The 14565-nt window shown below is 47.7% G+C and carries 23 protein-coding genes; 2 read left to right on the top strand and 21 right to left on the bottom strand.

What is annotated here, in order from left to right; genetic code table 11:
* Positions 1 to 107 precede the first annotated feature (107 nt).
* A protein-coding gene (locus tag JGK22_RS13605; protein ID WP_293189586.1) for an IS1 family transposase occupies positions 108 to 813 on the top strand; the annotation gives its coding sequence in 2 pieces (ribosomal slippage) (positions 108 to 686 and positions 688 to 813; 705 coding nt in all).
* Here the strand turns inward: JGK22_RS13605 and JGK22_RS13600 are convergent.
* The 4 genes from JGK22_RS13600 to JGK22_RS13585 form a co-directional block, all read right to left on the bottom strand.
* A complete protein-coding gene (locus tag JGK22_RS13600; protein WP_293189584.1) occupies positions 765 to 1001 on the bottom strand; it encodes a type II toxin-antitoxin system RelE/ParE family toxin in 237 nt (78 codons plus the stop codon). The genes JGK22_RS13605 and JGK22_RS13600 overlap by 49 nt on opposite strands.
* Entirely contained in the window at positions 998 to 1249 is a 252-nt protein-coding gene (locus JGK22_RS13595) for a hypothetical protein (protein ID WP_293175959.1), read from the bottom strand. Before JGK22_RS13595 ends, JGK22_RS13600 begins: the two co-directional genes overlap by 4 nt.
* A 41-nt stretch (positions 1250 to 1290) precedes the next feature.
* Positions 1291 to 1581, bottom strand: coding sequence for a helix-turn-helix transcriptional regulator (locus JGK22_RS13590; RefSeq protein WP_293175961.1), 291 nt, complete (start codon positions 1579 to 1581; stop codon positions 1291 to 1293).
* A gap of 108 nt (positions 1582 to 1689) precedes the next feature.
* Positions 1690 to 2055, bottom strand: a complete 366-nt coding sequence (locus tag JGK22_RS13585) for a transcriptional regulator (RefSeq protein ID WP_293175963.1) — start codon at positions 2053 to 2055, stop codon at positions 1690 to 1692.
* Positions 2056 to 2193: 138 nt separating this feature from the next.
* On the opposite strand from JGK22_RS13585, the gene JGK22_RS13580 reads away from it, so the two are divergent.
* Positions 2194 to 2631, top strand: a complete 438-nt coding sequence (locus JGK22_RS13580; RefSeq protein WP_293205744.1) for a hypothetical protein — start codon at positions 2194 to 2196, stop codon at positions 2629 to 2631.
* 16 nt (positions 2632 to 2647) lie between these two features.
* Here JGK22_RS13580 and prfA read toward each other — a convergent pair whose 3' ends face one another.
* From prfA to rplF, 17 genes are all read right to left on the bottom strand, one after another.
* Positions 2648 to 3745, bottom strand: a complete 1098-nt coding sequence (gene prfA / locus JGK22_RS13575; protein ID WP_293205746.1) for a peptide chain release factor 1 — start codon at positions 3743 to 3745, stop codon at positions 2648 to 2650.
* Between the two features lie 314 nt (positions 3746 to 4059).
* Positions 4060 to 4368 carry a 50S ribosomal protein L31 gene (gene rpmE / locus JGK22_RS13570; protein WP_293175969.1) on the bottom strand — a complete coding sequence of 103 codons (309 nt, stop codon included), beginning with the start codon at positions 4366 to 4368 and terminating at the stop codon, positions 4060 to 4062.
* A gap of 332 nt (positions 4369 to 4700) precedes the next feature.
* Positions 4701 to 5111, bottom strand: coding sequence for a 30S ribosomal protein S9 (gene rpsI / locus JGK22_RS13565; RefSeq protein ID WP_236504525.1), 411 nt, complete (start codon positions 5109 to 5111; stop codon positions 4701 to 4703).
* Positions 5111 to 5566 (bottom strand): 50S ribosomal protein L13, encoded by a 456-nt coding sequence (rplM, locus tag JGK22_RS13560; RefSeq protein WP_293175972.1) that lies wholly within the window; start codon positions 5564 to 5566, stop codon positions 5111 to 5113. The genes rpsI and rplM overlap by 1 nt, the downstream gene beginning before the upstream one ends.
* 117 nt (positions 5567 to 5683) lie before the next feature.
* A complete protein-coding gene (truA, locus tag JGK22_RS13555) occupies positions 5684 to 6526 on the bottom strand; it encodes a tRNA pseudouridine(38-40) synthase TruA (protein ID WP_293175974.1) in 843 nt (280 codons plus the stop codon).
* A 29-nt stretch (positions 6527 to 6555) separates the two neighbouring features.
* Complete coding sequence (rplQ, locus tag JGK22_RS13550; protein WP_293133831.1) at positions 6556 to 6906, bottom strand: 50S ribosomal protein L17; 351 nt, start codon at positions 6904 to 6906, stop codon at positions 6556 to 6558.
* A 131-nt stretch (positions 6907 to 7037) separates the two neighbouring features.
* Positions 7038 to 7982: a DNA-directed RNA polymerase subunit alpha gene (locus tag JGK22_RS13545; RefSeq protein WP_293133983.1), complete on the bottom strand. Its 945-nt coding sequence runs from the start codon at positions 7980 to 7982 to the stop codon at positions 7038 to 7040.
* 174 nt (positions 7983 to 8156) lie between these two features.
* Positions 8157 to 8558, bottom strand: coding sequence for a 30S ribosomal protein S11 (gene rpsK / locus JGK22_RS13540; protein ID WP_265233150.1), 402 nt, complete (start codon positions 8556 to 8558; stop codon positions 8157 to 8159).
* 87 nt (positions 8559 to 8645) lie between these two features.
* Positions 8646 to 9029 (bottom strand): 30S ribosomal protein S13, encoded by a 384-nt coding sequence (gene rpsM, locus JGK22_RS13535; protein ID WP_293175976.1) that lies wholly within the window; start codon positions 9027 to 9029, stop codon positions 8646 to 8648.
* 88 nt (positions 9030 to 9117) lie between these two features.
* Complete coding sequence (gene rpmJ / locus JGK22_RS13530) at positions 9118 to 9231, bottom strand: 50S ribosomal protein L36 (protein ID WP_015178722.1); 114 nt, start codon at positions 9229 to 9231, stop codon at positions 9118 to 9120.
* A gap of 362 nt (positions 9232 to 9593) precedes the next feature.
* Complete coding sequence (gene infA / locus JGK22_RS13525; protein WP_006276978.1) at positions 9594 to 9818, bottom strand: translation initiation factor IF-1; 225 nt, start codon at positions 9816 to 9818, stop codon at positions 9594 to 9596.
* A 413-nt stretch (positions 9819 to 10231) separates the two neighbouring features.
* Positions 10232 to 10813 carry an adenylate kinase gene (locus JGK22_RS13520; RefSeq protein ID WP_293175978.1) on the bottom strand — a complete coding sequence of 194 codons (582 nt, stop codon included), beginning with the start codon at positions 10811 to 10813 and terminating at the stop codon, positions 10232 to 10234.
* A 5-nt stretch (positions 10814 to 10818) separates the two neighbouring features.
* The gene (gene secY, locus JGK22_RS13515; protein WP_293175980.1) at positions 10819 to 12123 is read right to left on the bottom strand and encodes a preprotein translocase subunit SecY; all 1305 of its coding nucleotides are present in this window, start codon (positions 12121 to 12123) and stop codon (positions 10819 to 10821) included.
* A gap of 103 nt (positions 12124 to 12226) precedes the next feature.
* Positions 12227 to 12673 carry a 50S ribosomal protein L15 gene (gene rplO, locus JGK22_RS13510; protein WP_293133857.1) on the bottom strand — a complete coding sequence of 149 codons (447 nt, stop codon included), beginning with the start codon at positions 12671 to 12673 and terminating at the stop codon, positions 12227 to 12229.
* Positions 12674 to 12809: 136 nt separating this feature from the next.
* Complete coding sequence (rpsE, locus tag JGK22_RS13505; RefSeq protein WP_293175982.1) at positions 12810 to 13355, bottom strand: 30S ribosomal protein S5; 546 nt, start codon at positions 13353 to 13355, stop codon at positions 12810 to 12812.
* Positions 13356 to 13499: 144 nt separating this feature from the next.
* Positions 13500 to 13862 (bottom strand): 50S ribosomal protein L18, encoded by a 363-nt coding sequence (gene rplR, locus JGK22_RS13500; RefSeq protein ID WP_293175984.1) that lies wholly within the window; start codon positions 13860 to 13862, stop codon positions 13500 to 13502.
* A gap of 2 nt (positions 13863 to 13864) precedes the next feature.
* Positions 13865 to 14413 (bottom strand): 50S ribosomal protein L6, encoded by a 549-nt coding sequence (gene rplF, locus JGK22_RS13495; RefSeq protein WP_293133866.1) that lies wholly within the window; start codon positions 14411 to 14413, stop codon positions 13865 to 13867.
* Positions 14414 to 14565 lie beyond the last annotated feature (152 nt).

Genomic DNA, 14565 nt, shown 5'->3' with positions numbered 1-14565 from the left:
ACAAGGGTATGGCTTTTCTAATTTTGATAATTTTAGAAATCGCGTATTAGCTTGTTTCTTGCATTAGATAAAATTATCACCATAAGTTCTGGAGAGCCGAATAATTTATGCAATGTCCAGAATGTAAATCAACCCATATCCGTAAAAACGGCAAGAAAAAAGGAAAACAAAACCACATTTGTGTGCAATGCGGTCGTCAATTCATCAATGAGTATGAGCCCCAACGAGGTTATAGCGAAGACATCAAACGTGATTGCCTAAAAATGTATGTCAATGGTATGGGTTTACGGGCGATAGAACGAGTTAAGGGAGTTCATCATACCACGGTAATGAATTGGGTAAAACAAGTCGGGAAACTGTTACCAGATGTTTATGACCCTGAAGTCATTCCAGAAGTTGGTGAGCTTGATGAATTACAAACTTATGTAAAAAAAAAGACAGACAAGATCTGGCTGTGGACAGCGGTTGACCACTTTAAACCAGGGATTTTAGGATGGGTATTAGGGGATCATAGCGCTAAGACATTTGAACCATTATGGGACAAAGTAAGTGAATGGAAATGCTACTTTTATGTAACTGATGGATGGTCTGTATATCCCAGGTTTATTCCTGATGGAGATCAGATTGTTAGTAAGACTTATATGACACGAGTCGAAGGGGAAAATACAAGGCTAAGACATTCCGCCAGCTAGGCTACATCGCAAAACTCTTTGTTATTCTAAATGTGAGGAAATGCTCAAGCATTCTATTAAGTTATTAATACATTACTTAAAATTTGATGATATTCCCATTCCTGGGGCATTCATATCTTGATTCAGCAACGCCGAGACCAATCCCACGACTTTTCCCATTCCCGGTATTGTCGCTAATTGGGTAAAAGTGGCTTCGGCTAACTCCAGAAATCGCTCGGCAGTACGAGCATTTCCATTGACCAGAATATAGTTTGCCTGTTGTCTGAGATCCTGCGTGGCACGATTTTTGACAATTAATCGATCGCTCATACTGGTTGTGAATCGCCACCCAAAAGAGATGCCCGCAAATTCTGCCAGTACGCAGCCGTAACGGGTTCTCCATCCGAGTCTAAACCCTCTTGCAGTAAACCTTCTAGTTTGGCTTGTGCGTGTTTTCGCTGGCGATCTTGCTGCACCAAATCTAGAAAATACTCTACCGCACTGGCATAAGCCCCTGTCTGAATTTGAGCGTCAATATAGATTTGCAGCTCTTCTGGTATGGCAAGAATAACGTTCATCTAAACACAACTCCTAGTTTACAGATAAATTTGCCTCATATTCATTCTCCAGCAGCCTCAGCCGACGCAGCGAATCTATCCGCTACAGCTTTGCCAATTAGCGCCACCTGACTTAGAGGCAAAAACTGAATTTTTTTGACAATATCGTTAATTTCTGGTGGTTGCGAGACTGGATTGCCATCCAAAAAGCTGAGAAACTCTTCCAGAGTATAGCCTGCTCTGGCAGCGAGCTTACCCAAGTTTTCAGTATCGGGAACCGTATCGCCCCTTTCCCAAAGCTGAACAGCGGTAGCAGAAACGCCCAAAAGCTTGCCAAACGCTCGTTGACTCATTGTTCCACGAGCAGTTTTGATGATTTCACTAAGTTTTTGTCTATTTTGGATGTTCACAACTGAAAAGCTATGCGATCGTACCTACCAGTCTACTTACAAACTGATACATCAACTATATTTCCCAGAAGACTCAGCAGCAGCAGCGAGCCTATCCATCACGGCTCTACCAATCACCGCCAACTCACTAATCGGCATACACTGAATTTTCTTCAGCAGCTCATTGGTATTGACCGGTTCCTGCACCGGCTTACCTTCGAGATGAGCCATAAGCTCTTCCATCGTAAAGCCTGCTCTTGTAGCAATCTGAGTCAAATTTTTCGTATCTGGAAGTACCTGCCCCTTTTCCCAATACAAGACAGAAGCAGCAGAAACTCCCAACAGCTTGCCAAAAGAAGTCAGGCTCATCGAGCCCCGCGCTAACTTAACAACCTCACTCAGTTTTTTCTTAGCTTCTGCGTCCACGGTATCAGCCACGAGATAACCACAATTCCTAGTTTACTTGTGTACCAACAAATTTGTCTGTCTTGCTTGACAGGAGAAGATTTAACAGATAGTATTTTAAGTAGATTGAAAGCTTTAATTTTAATTAAAACAGATTTGGGAGAAATACAAATGACCAAGAGACGCAATCTAAAAACTCACAAGCCCAGCCGCACCCGTCAAAGCCTTACAGCCTCCGGTTGGCTAAAACCTCAGTGCTGGCAAATCTCCAAAATAGAAGCAGCCGAAGCTCTGAGAATGCCCGTCAACCGCATAGTCAAAGTCTACCCCAAACAACATCAAGTAATAGTCGTTTACCTGAACAAGAAAGGACAAAAATGCAGTTCCTTTTTCAGCTACCGACTATTTGCCAGATGGCAGCAAGAGACGATCGCCACAATTGCCAGTTGTCGAAACCAGCAAACCCTAGCACCCCTAGAAATTATCGTACAGTACGACCTCGAACATTTCAAGTATCCCGTGGCGATCGGCGATGCAATTTGGGAAGCCCTACTCAACCACATCCGTCAAGTCATCAGGGAACAAAGGCTCAGCAAACAATGCGCCTAAGTTCCCCATCAACCAATTAATTAGAAGTAGAAGCAGCCAACTCGACCAAACGTTCCTGCTGATCCTGAGAAATGCAAGTCTGAATAATCTCCTCAATATCCCCTTCCAAAACACTATTGAGCGAAAAATTCTCCCCCAAACGGTGGTCGGTAGCCCGGTTATCCTTATAGTTGTACGTGCGAATTTTTTCCGATCGCGAACCAGTACCAACCTGAGCCAAACGCCGCGACTTCACCTCATCCTGCTGCTCCCGCAACTTAATGTCATAGAGCTTCGCGCGCAAAATCTGCATCGCCCGCTCCTTATTCTGCAACTGACTGCGCTCCTCAGTACAGAAAATCCGAATCCCAGTCGGCTTGTGAAACAAATCCGCAGCAGTTTCAACCTTGTTCACGTTTTGGCCGCCAGCGCCGCCCGATCGAGCCGTACTCATCTCAATATCCTTCGGATCGATATGAATCTCGACCTCATCCACCTCCGGCATCACCGCCACCGTCGCCGTCGAAGTATGAATCCGCCCGCCCGCCTCAGTCACCGGTACGCGCTGCACCCGATGCACCCCAGCCTCAAACTTCAGCTTGCTATAAACGCTATCCCCCGTGATTTCCAGAATCACCTCTTTAAAACCACCCATGTCCGCCAGTGACTCGCTCACCAACTTCACCTGCCAGCCTTCAGTTTGAGCGTAGCGCGAATACAGCCGCAGCAAATCACCCGCCCAAATACTAGCCTCATCTCCGCCAGTACCCGCCCGAATTTCCAGCATAATATTCTTGTCATCGTTCGGATCGCGCGGTAGCAGCAACACCTTCAAACGACTTTCCAAATTCTCCAGCTTCGACTCAAGTTCCTCAACTTCCATCCCGGCCATAAGCTGCATTTCTCGATCGCTCGCAGCTTCCTTAAGAACTTGCCGCGCGCCCACCAAATCTTCCTGAGTAGTTTTCCACAGGTCAAAAGTATCGACCACTTCCTCCAAGGACGATCGAGCTTTTGCCACCCGCTGAAACTCATAATTATCCCTAGCCACATCCGGGTCAGCCATGCGGCGAGTCAACTCATGAAAAGTTTGCTCCACCGACTTCAATTTATCCAGCAAATAAGATTCAGCCATGTCAAATGTCCTCCGTCAATCGATTTTAGATTTTAGATTTTAGATTTTAGATATTGAAGAGAAGTTGGGATAGAATCGCGATCTTTCCTCAGCGGAAGGGCCGTAGCAACTCTTCAGTCTAAGCTCTCCAATCCGAGGGCGGATAGATTTTAGATTTTAGATTTTAGAATTGAAGAGAAGTTGGGATAGAATCGCGATCTTTCCTCAGCGGAAGGGCCGTAGCAATCTCAAATCTCAAATCCAAAATCCGAGAGCAGTCAGTTACCAGTAGAAAAAAACTACTTCCAACCGACTGCGGACAAATGACAATCCGGCTACTTCTTCTTTTTGCCTTTAGCAGCAGCCTTAGCAGCATCTGCTTTCGGGTCTTCCATTTTCAGCGGCCCCGACATAGCATCTGCCTTCGGCATTTCTACTTCCGTCATGCCGTATTTCCGCATAAAGCGTTCCACACGACCTTCAGTATCAATAATCTTCTGAGTGCCAGTATAAAAAGGATGATTTCCCGACCAGACATCAACTTGAAGCTTTGGTCTAGTCGAACCAACAGTCATCACAAGTTCGCCGTTGCAATAAACCTGAGCTTCGGGATACCACTCAGGGTGAATGCCTTCTTTCGCCATTTTTTTTACTCTCTAATTTTTGACTTTACAACCATTTTAGCCGTCATCGGACTTGTACGCCAACAACAGCCGTAATTTTGCCCTATCTGCTTTGAAAACCAGAATCAGGAATCTGAAAAAAACCTTGAAAAAAGGAGGATGGAATCTAGAAAATTTTTCTTTCTTCCCTCTTCCCTCTTCCTTGCTCTTAGCAAATATTCAGGGTTTAAAACCTCCACTCCAGGAAGCCGAATTGTTTTGAGAACTACGCTAGGGCTTAGCGGAGAGTTAAATCCCAGTATTAAAAAGCTCAACTGTCAACTGTCAACTGTCAACTGTCAACTGTCAACTGTTTAACGTTTCGAGTATTGAGGAGCCTTGCGAGCTTTCCGCAAACCGTACTTTTTACGTTCTTTAGCCCGCGGGTCGCGAGTCAAATAGCCCTCAATCTTCAGAGGTTTCCGGTTGTCCGGGTCTAACTGACAAAGTGCTCTAGCGACACCCAAACGAATCGAGTCAGCTTGACCTGTCAGGCCGCCGCCTTCGACTTTCACCAAAATGTCGTACTCATTTTCTAGACCCAAAGTTTCCAAAGGAGCCTTAGCGAGTGCCAAATAAGTGGGGTTGAATTGCAGGTACAAATCTCCCTCTTTACCATTGACAGTCAGTACGCCTGTGCCGGGAACCAAACGTACCCGCGCTACGGAACACTTGCGGCGGCCTGTACCCCAGTACACAGCGCGGCCGGTATCTGTTGCTTGCATTACTCATTTCCTCCCGGAATCGTGTGAACAATTAATTCTTCTGGTTGTTGAGCTGCGTGCGGGTGGTTAGGGCCAGCGTACACTTTCAACTTAGTAAACAGTTGTCTGCCCAGAGATGTGTGAGGCAGCATTCCCCGAATCGCTTCTTCGACAATTCTTTCGGGCAAACGTGCTTGCAATTTGGCAAAAGTTTCTGTTTTCATGCCGCCCGGTCTGCCAGAGTGGCGGCGGTAGATTTTTTGGGTGCGTTTTTTGCCAGTAACAGCGATTTTGTCAGCATTGATGACAATTACGAAATCGCCGGTATCCATTGAAGGAGTGTAAGTGGGTTTGTGTTTACCCCGGAGGTACATGGCAACTTCAGTTGCGAGACGGCCCAGCCGCTGGTCGGCGGCATCGACCACGTACCACTTGTGCTCTAGGGAGTCTTTAGTAGGGACGTAAGTTTTGTTCATTGTTAGTTGTCAGTTGTTATTTGTTAATTGTTATTTGTTAGTTGTCAGTTGTTATTTGTTAGTTGTTATTTGTTAGTTGTTGCCAATAACTAATAACCAATAACTAATAACTAATAACTAATAACCAATAACTAATTTGGGCTGAGTGTCGTACCAAACATCGGTGGGAAAGGGAAAGTCCTGATAGCCAACCCGCAACAGGCATAAACCTTGAGCGGGAGCGGCGTATTTTACCATTTCTCGGCGTTCGTTGACCCAGATATCAGTGAAATTGTCGATCGCCCTTTCCCCCCGACCCACCTGCACCAGCAACCCCACCAGCAGCCGCATCATCCCGTACAGAAACCCGCTCGCCTGAACCTCAATATAGATAAGAGGCCCAGAACGGTGACACTCTGCCGCTTGTACGTCCACCCAAGAATGGGGGCGAGCAGACCCTGCCCGGTGGAAAGCAGCCAAGTGATGGCGCCCGATTAGCGGTGTCAAAGCTGCCTGAATCAAAGATTCGTCCACAGGTGCGTGATAGCAGTGCCAAGCATAAGGACGCACAAACAGATTAGGAATCGGGTCTGTATAAAGGGTGTAGCGATAGCGCCGCCAACTGGCTGAGAACCGAGCGTGCCAGGTAGGTTCCACCTTTGCCGAAGCTCGAATTAAAATATCTTTTGCCAGTCGAGAGTTGAGAACGCTTGCCCAGCGGTGAGCCGGAATTGGGCCATCAGCATCAAAATGGGCTACTTGAGCAGCGGCGTGAACTCCCGCATCAGTTCTCCCGGCCGCGTACAGCGTTACCGGGCGTTCCAGCACATTCGATATTGTTGTTTCAATTTCTTCTTGTACTGTACGCTGGTTCGGCTGTCGCTGCCAACCGTGAAAGTCAGTGCCGAGGTATTGGATTACCAAAGCAATGCGTTGTGTCGATCGGGCATTTTCGATTGGGGATTTTGGATTGTCAGTCATAAATCAAAAATCTCCCACCCAAAATTGCATTAAACCAGTTCAACGATCGCCATTTCGGAATTGTCTCCTTGGCGGGGGACAGTTCGCACTACGCGGGTGTAGCCCCCGTTGCGCGAGCCGTACCGTTCTTGGGCAGCCTCAAACAAGGCGTGTACTAACTGTTTGTCATAGATATAGCCCATAGCTTGCCGGCGAGCGGCCAAGGAGCCATCTTTGGCCAAGGTAATCATTCTGTCCGCTTCTGGACGCAGCGCTTTGGCGCGGGCGAGAGTGGTAGTGATTTTACCGTGGCGGATTAATTCGGTGGTCAGCGAGCGCAACATGGCGCGGCGCTGGTCAGCCGGTTTGTTTAGTTGGGGGACGCGACAGCGGTGACGCATAGCAGTTGGTAATTGGTAATTGGTAATTGGGCGCGGGGATAGACAGTCTGCGAACTCGGGGGTGAATTCTTCTTGGTTCTGAAGAACTCACGCACTGAAAATGCAGAACTTTTTTACCCGTTACCCGTTGATTAACTTTTAGCTGATTTTTCCTGTGGCAAAGTAATGCCCAAGCGTTTTTGTAAAGCTTCAATCACTTCTTCTGCGGACTTCTGCCCGAAGTTCTTAATCTCGAGCAAGTCTTCTTGGGTATAATCCAATAAGTCTGCAACTGAGTTGATCTGAGCCCGCTTGAGACAGTTGTAAGCCCGGACTGACAACTGCAATTCTTCGATCGGAATTTGGCTCGTAGGATCGGCCTCACCTGGATACTCGGGTTTGAGAGAATCTTGGGTGATGTCTTTGAGAGGTGCAAATAAATCTACCAGGATGTGTGCAGATTGACTCAGAGCTTCTTGAGGAGTCACGCTGCCATCAGTCCAGATTTCCATAACCAGCCGGTCTTTCTCAGAACTGCCACCGAGCCGAGCATCTTCCACGCTGTAGTTGACTCTGCGAATCGGCATAAAGATGGCGTCAATTTGGAGAAAATCCAAAGCCGACCCATCATCGCGACTGCGGTCTACTGCTCGATATCCGATGCCTTTTTCAATTCTGAATTCCATTTCCAGAACAGATCCCGGTGAGAGAGTCGCAATGTACTGCGATTTATCGATCAATTCCACCTCAGAGGGCAAATCGAATCGATCGGCAGTAACTGTAACTGGCCCCTCAATCCGCAACCTACCGATTTGTGGCTGCTGGGAATGAGTTTTTAGAACAACCTCTTTCATGTTCAGGAGAATTTCCAGAACGTCCTCACGTACCCCTTCGATCGTGGCAAACTCGTGATTGACGCCCGCGATGCGGACTGAAGTTACTGCTGTTCCTTCCAAATTTGACAGCAGAACTCGCCGGAGCGCATTCCCAACAGTTGTTCCCTGACCGCGATCGAGCGGTTCTAGAACAAATTTTCCGTACTGACTGCGGTCTTTGTCAGTGTTAGACTCTATACATTCAATTTGAAACTGCGCCACGGAGTGACCTCCCTTTTCCACTTTGGATTTTTGATTTTGGATTTTAGATTGCAGAGCATACCCCTGAACGGATTTCGGATTTTGGATGGACGGGGCAACAGTTAGAACCATTAGTTTTTGACTTTAAGCAGTTAGCCAATATCCAAAATCTAAAATCTAAAATCTCAAATCGTTTTAGACTCTACGCCGCTTGGGAGGGCGACAGCCGTTGTGAGGAATTGGGGTAACATCTCTAATCAGGGTAATTTCCAGTCCCGCCCCTTGCAAGGCCCGAATTGCAGTTTCTCGACCTGCTCCCGGCCCGCTTACCATTACTTCTATTTGGCGCATTCCCTGGTCATTGGCTCTGCGGGCTGCACTTTCTGCTGCTGTTTGAGCTGCAAAGGGAGTACCCTTTTTAGCTCCTTTGAAACCGCTGGAACCTGCTGATGCCCAGGATATTACTTCGCCATTTAGGTCGGTAATAGTCACAATCGTATTGTTAAAGGTAGACTGGATGTAGCCTACCCCATTCGGTACGTTACGCTTCTGCTTTTTTGCACCAGATTTCTTGCCTGTTTGTTGTCGTGGCGGCATATTAGTCTCTTTATCGTTTTCATTGAATTACTCTCCCCAAAGGCGGGGAAACAGTCAGCAGGAACATAAATTTCCTGCAAACTGCTGTTATTTCTTGGACGGTGCTTTTTTCTTGCCCGCCACTGTACGGCGGACGCCGCGACGGGTTCTGGCGTTGGTACGGGTTCGTTGACCCCGCACCGGCAGACCCAAACGGTGACGCCGACCGCGGTAAGTCCCGATATCCATCAGGCGCTTGATGTTCATTGACTCCCAGCGCCGGAGGTCTCCTTCGATTTGGTAGGTGCTTTCTACATGAGCCCGTAGAGTAGTCACGTCGGCCTCTGTTAAATCCTTGACGCGAGTGTCAGGATTTACGCCTGTTGCAGCGATAATTTTTTGGGCCCGCGACAGACCTATTCCGTAAATGTATGTCAGACCTATTTCGACGCGCTTATCGCGTGGAAGGTCTACACCGGCAATCCGTGCCACACTTTTTGTCTCCCTAGTTTTCCTATTTGGCTACAATATTGAATTAGGCAGCACCTGCGTGCATTGCCCAGCCCAATTTTCCCGTTTTCTAACCTTGGCGCTGTTTGTGTTTCGGGTTAGTACATATCACCATCACTCGACCGCGACGGCGGATGACGCGACATTTTTCACAAATTTTTTTGACAGATGCTCGAACTTTCATCTTTCTTCCTGCCTGGAGAACCCCGCTCTACCGGAGAGCACGCACGCTGGCCCGTAGAGCGGTGGGAGGAGAGGCTGGGCAAGGTGTAGGCCTCTCCTCGATTAAATTGTATAAAGTGCGGGTTGTTTTTTGAAGGAGATCGCTTGCACCCACTCCCATTGCTGGGTAAAGTTCGCTTGCGCCAGAATGTTGGCGATCGATACTTAAACGGCGTAGCAATGACTTAACCCGGTACGCCGCTGGGTTGTTGACGCCCTTCTCGGCAACACTACAAACGTAGCATTATAGCATAAATTTGAAGCTTTTTACCAAATTCTCTCTAATTAAACTTAGAATTAGTTTTTAGAAAGTTTTATCTAAGCCTATTTTTTCCGAAGGCGATAAGTAATCCTGCCTTTGGTCAAGTCGTAGGGAGTTAATTCAACTTTGACGCGATCGCCAGGCAGAATTTTGATGTAGTTGCGGCGGATCTTGCCGGAAATGTGAGCTAGCACGTTAAACCCATTATCTAGGTCAACGCGAAACATCGCATTCGGCAGTGATTCCGTCACTGTCCCTTCCATTTCAATTAAATCTTGCTTAGACAATTTGGTATTTACCTCAACTCTACATTTGATTAACTAGGAGTGTCCCAGCGTTTGCTTCAAAACCTATTTACCAAGTAAGGAGCGGCCGATTTTAGATTTTAGATTTTAGATTTACTCCACAGATGCATCAAAGGAGCAGGAACTTCGGTCTAAAATTTGGGATCTCGACGATTGTCGGTGGCTTGTATCCGTTTTGGGCGGGTTGAAGGCGAACGGGGCAATAATTCGGGTAACTCGATCGACTGCTTGACTCAATTAACCCCTTGCTTCAGCTTTACTTGAGTAAAGTTGTAGCAAGTAAAATCGAGTTCAATCCTGTTTCTAGCAACCCTCACAAAACCTGATAGCACAAAAAGCTCCTAGTTAACATATCTTAGCAAAAGCTGGTGAGTAACAAGCTGTATTGCGAGGGTTCAAGAGTCGCCAGAGAGCGCTTGTTGCAGTTCTGCGGTGACTACTTCCATATCGCGATCGCCATCAACCGCAACTAACTGTTCGCGAGCGCTATAAAACTCAATCAAAGGCTCAGTTTGCTCGCGATAAACTTGCAACCGGCGCCGGATCGTCTCCTCATTGTCATCCTGGCGGCCCCGCGACAGTAGGCGAGTCACCAAAACATTGTCAGGTACGTCCAAATTGACAGCTCGCAGATCGCAATCCTTTCCAGACTTACTTCCCTCAGTACCAACATCACACAGCAGTTTGTCAAAAAACGCTGCCTGCGCCACAGTACGGGGAAATCCGTCCAGAATCCAGCCCGCACCAGCATCTGGTTCATTCATGCGTTCTTGGACGATATCCATCAATAACTCGTCGGGAACCAACTCACCAGCATCCATGTAGGATTTAGCTTTTACACCCAAGGGAGTTTTCGCCACCACGCAGGCGCGAAGGATGTCACCCGTAGAAATGTGGGGTATTTTCCAGAGAGCGGCTAAAACCTGAGCCTGAGTTCCCTTTCCCGCCCCTGGAGGCCCCATAAAAATCAATTGCATTGCGATTACTTCACCATTCCTTCATATCGCTGGGAGATGACGTAAGTTTGAATTTGCTTGGCAGTTTCGATCGCCACACCCACTAGAATCAGTAGGGAAGTTGCACCAAACCCTCTAAAAGTTTGGACGCCGATCGCGCTTTCGACAGCCGTTGGTACAATAGCTACCAGACCGAGAAAAATCGCTCCCAAGAAAGTCAAACGGTTCAAAACCTTCTCCACATAATCGCTGGTTTTCTGACCGGGACGAATCCCAGGAATACTGGCACCCATTTTCTTCAAGTTCTGAGACATATCTACGGGGTTGACAATCAACGAAGCGTAGAAATAGCTGAAGAACAGAATCAAAGTCAGATAAAACAGCGCGTAAGCCCAAGGCGCAGGGCCGTTCGGACTCAACACATTAGCAACTTGAACCAAAAACGGCTGATTGAGAGACTGAGCAAGGAAAGAAGGCACAATCAACACCGAAGATGCAAAAATAATCGGCATCACTCCGCCTTGATTCAAGCGCAGGGGTAGATAACTGCGACTCTCCCGATAAACTTTGCGACCGACTTGGCGGCGGGCAGAAATAATCGGAATGCGGCGAGTACCTTCCTGAACAAAAACAATCCCGACAATCGTCACCAAAAAGACCAGCAGCAGAACAACTACGCGGCCGACAACTTGCGTGTCGCCACTTTGAGCCAATTCAAAAGTTTGTCCCAAAGAGCGCGGTAAAACCGACACAATGTTGATAAAAATCAACAGTGATGCTCCGTTTCCAATACCTCGCTCCGTCACCACTTCCGATATCCACATCACAAACATCGACCCTGCTGTCAGAGCCAAAGCAGTCTGGGGGATGAAAAAAGCCGATGGAGTCTGAGCAAAAGGGCTGACCCAAATCGCAATGCCAATGCTTTGCAGAATAGCCCAGCCCAAAGAAACGTAGCGAGTAATTTGAGAAATCTTGCGCCGCCCTGCTTCGCCGTCATTTTTCTGCATATCTTCTAAACTTGGCAGAGCCGCAGTTAGGAGTTGCACAATAATTGAAGCATTGATGTAGGGCAAAATCCCCAGCGCGAAAATCCCCAAAGCTGACAGCCCGCCTCCTGAAAACAAGTCCAAAAAGCCAATTAAAGGGCTATTTTGGACGTTTTGGGCAAAGGCGGCGCGATCGATGCCGGGGACTGGCAAGTGAACACCCAGGCGCACTAAAATCAATAAGCCAATGGTGACGAGGATGCGGCCCCGCAAACCAGCAGCTTGAGCCATCTGCATGAACGTCTCTTGTGCAGTTGGCGCTTTCTCTTTACTAACGTCCATAGTTACGATTTTGGATTTTAGATTTGGGATTTTCGACTAAATCATTTTCTGATAGCAAGAAGAGAGGATTTGAGATTTGGACAAACTCTCAAACCTCAAATCTTCACGCAACTACTTCGCAACTTCCGCCGGCGGCTTCAATTTTGGTGCGAGCACCTGCGGTAAAGGCCGCCGCGCGCACTTGCAGAGCCACATTCAGTTCGCCATCTCCTAAGATTTTCAGCGGCCCGTCGTCAGTAGTGACAATTTTTGCTTCGATCAAAGAGGTGAGAGTAACTTCTGTGTTTGCTGGCAGTGATGCTAATTTACTTACATTAATGGTAGTGTACTCTTTCCGGTTCACTAAAGGGAAGCTCTTCAGCTTGGGCAGGCGGCGGTAAAGAGGATTTTGACCACCTTCAAAACCGGGTCTAGTGCCGCTACCGGCTCTAGCTTTTTGACCGCGCATCCCTTTACCGGAACTCGCGCCTTGACCGGCAGAAATACCTCTACCCAAGCGACGCGGGCGTTTTGTGGAACCCGCTTTTGGTCGGGCGTCTTGCAATCTCATAGTTTTGATAGTTGGTAATTGGTAATTGGTAATTGGTAATTGGTAGTTTTGAGTTTTGAGTTTTGAGGAATGAAAGATTTTTATTCAAAACTCAATACTTAATACTCAAAACTGACAATTTCCAGTTCCCTAGTCCTTAACCGTAGAGGTTTTCTACTGGAATTCCGCGCTCTTGAGCAACTTCGGATAAGGTGCGAAGAGTGGAAAGGGCGTTGACTGCGGCTCTAGCGTTGTTTAAAGGATTTCCTGAACCTAGCTGTTTGGCTAAGATGTTGCGGACTCCTGCTAGTTCGAGAACAGTTCGCACTGCTCCCCCTGCAATTACCCCGGTTCCGGGTGCTGCTGGACGCATCATAACTTTGGCTCCGCCACCTGCACCGTTGATCGGGTGAGGGATGGAGTTTGATTTGGTGAGGGGAACTTCAATTAGGTGCTTTTTGCCGTCAGCGACGCCTTTTTTAACGGCACCGATTACGTCGCTAGCTTTGCCGACTCCCACTCCAACTTGACCGCGTTCGTTGCCGATAATGACTATGGCGCGGAAGCTGAGTTTTTTACCGCCTTTAACTACTTTGGTAACGCGACGAATCTGAACAACCCGTTCTTGCCATTCGGATTCTTTTTCGCGCCCTTTGTTGTTATTGCTTTTTTTCTTGTTGCGCTGTTCTTTTTGTTCTGCCATGTTTTGTCCTTGGGGAATTGAGGATTAGTAATTGGTAGTTGGTATAGAGAAATTAACAATTAGGAATTAAGAATTTTGTTATAGATTCTCTTTTCCTTCTTCCTTCTTCCTTCTTCCTTCTTCCTTCTTCCTTCTTGCTTCTTCCTAAAAGTCTAACCCGGCTTCGCGAGCTGCGTCGGCGAGGGCTTTAACGCGACCGTGATAGAGGTTGCCTCCGCGATCGAATACGACTTTGACTATGCCAGCGCTGGAACACCGTTTGGCAATCAACTGACCGACTTGGGTGCTGGCGTTGCAGTTGGCTCCCGAACTGAGTTCGGCTTTCAATTCTGGATCGAGGGTTGACGCAGCAGCCAAAGTGTGCTGTGCCGTGTCGTCGATTACCTGGACGTAGATGTGATTGGACGATCGAAATACCGCTAATCTGGGACGTTCGGCGGTGCCGAATACCTTGCGCCGCACGCGGCGGTGTCTGCGGTGGACTGATTCTTTGCGAGTAAGCTTCATTGTTACTTCTTACCTGTTTTGCCTGTTTTACCAGCTTTGCGCCGGACGACTTCGCCGCTGTAGCGAATGCCTTTGCCCTTGTAAACTTCGGGCGGACGCACCGCGCGGATGCGGGCTGCTGTGTTGCCTACGAGTTCTTTGTCAATACCGGAGACAATGACGTTGGTGTTGCCTTCAACTGCCATGGTGATGCCTTCTGGAGGAGGCATTTCAACGGGCTTGCTGTAACCGACGTTTAAAATCAGGTTCCGTCCTTGAACCTGTGCCCGATAACCTGTGCCGATAATTTCCAGACGACGCTGAAAGCCTTGGGATACACCTTCGACCATGTTGGCGACAAGGGTGCGACAGAGGCCGTGCAATTGTCTGGCGACGCGAGATTCGTCCCGGCGGGTAACGAGTAAAGTCTCGCCTTCCATTCCTAGGAGGATTTCGGCGGGGATTACTCGGGAAAGTTCACCTTTAGGGCCTTTGACGGCTACTTTTTGACCGTCTAGGGTGATGGTGACTTTTGTGGGGATGCTAATCGGACGCTTGCCAATTCGCGACATAGTTTTTGTCCTTTGTTTTTAGTTTTTAGTGTTTGATTATTAGTATCTAGTTATTAGTCTTTAGCGATCGACTTTTGAGTGTTTTTCCATGGTATGCGTGATTAATGACTCGTAATAAACAAGTACAATTCGCCGACACTCATGAGTGGATA

Source organism: Microcoleus sp. PH2017_08_TRC_O_A (assembly GCF_020738665.1).
Lineage (GTDB): Bacteria > Cyanobacteriota > Cyanobacteriia > Cyanobacteriales > Microcoleaceae > Microcoleus.
Note: the sequence above shows the minus strand (reverse complement) of the source record. Positions and strands in the feature narration are given on the sequence as shown.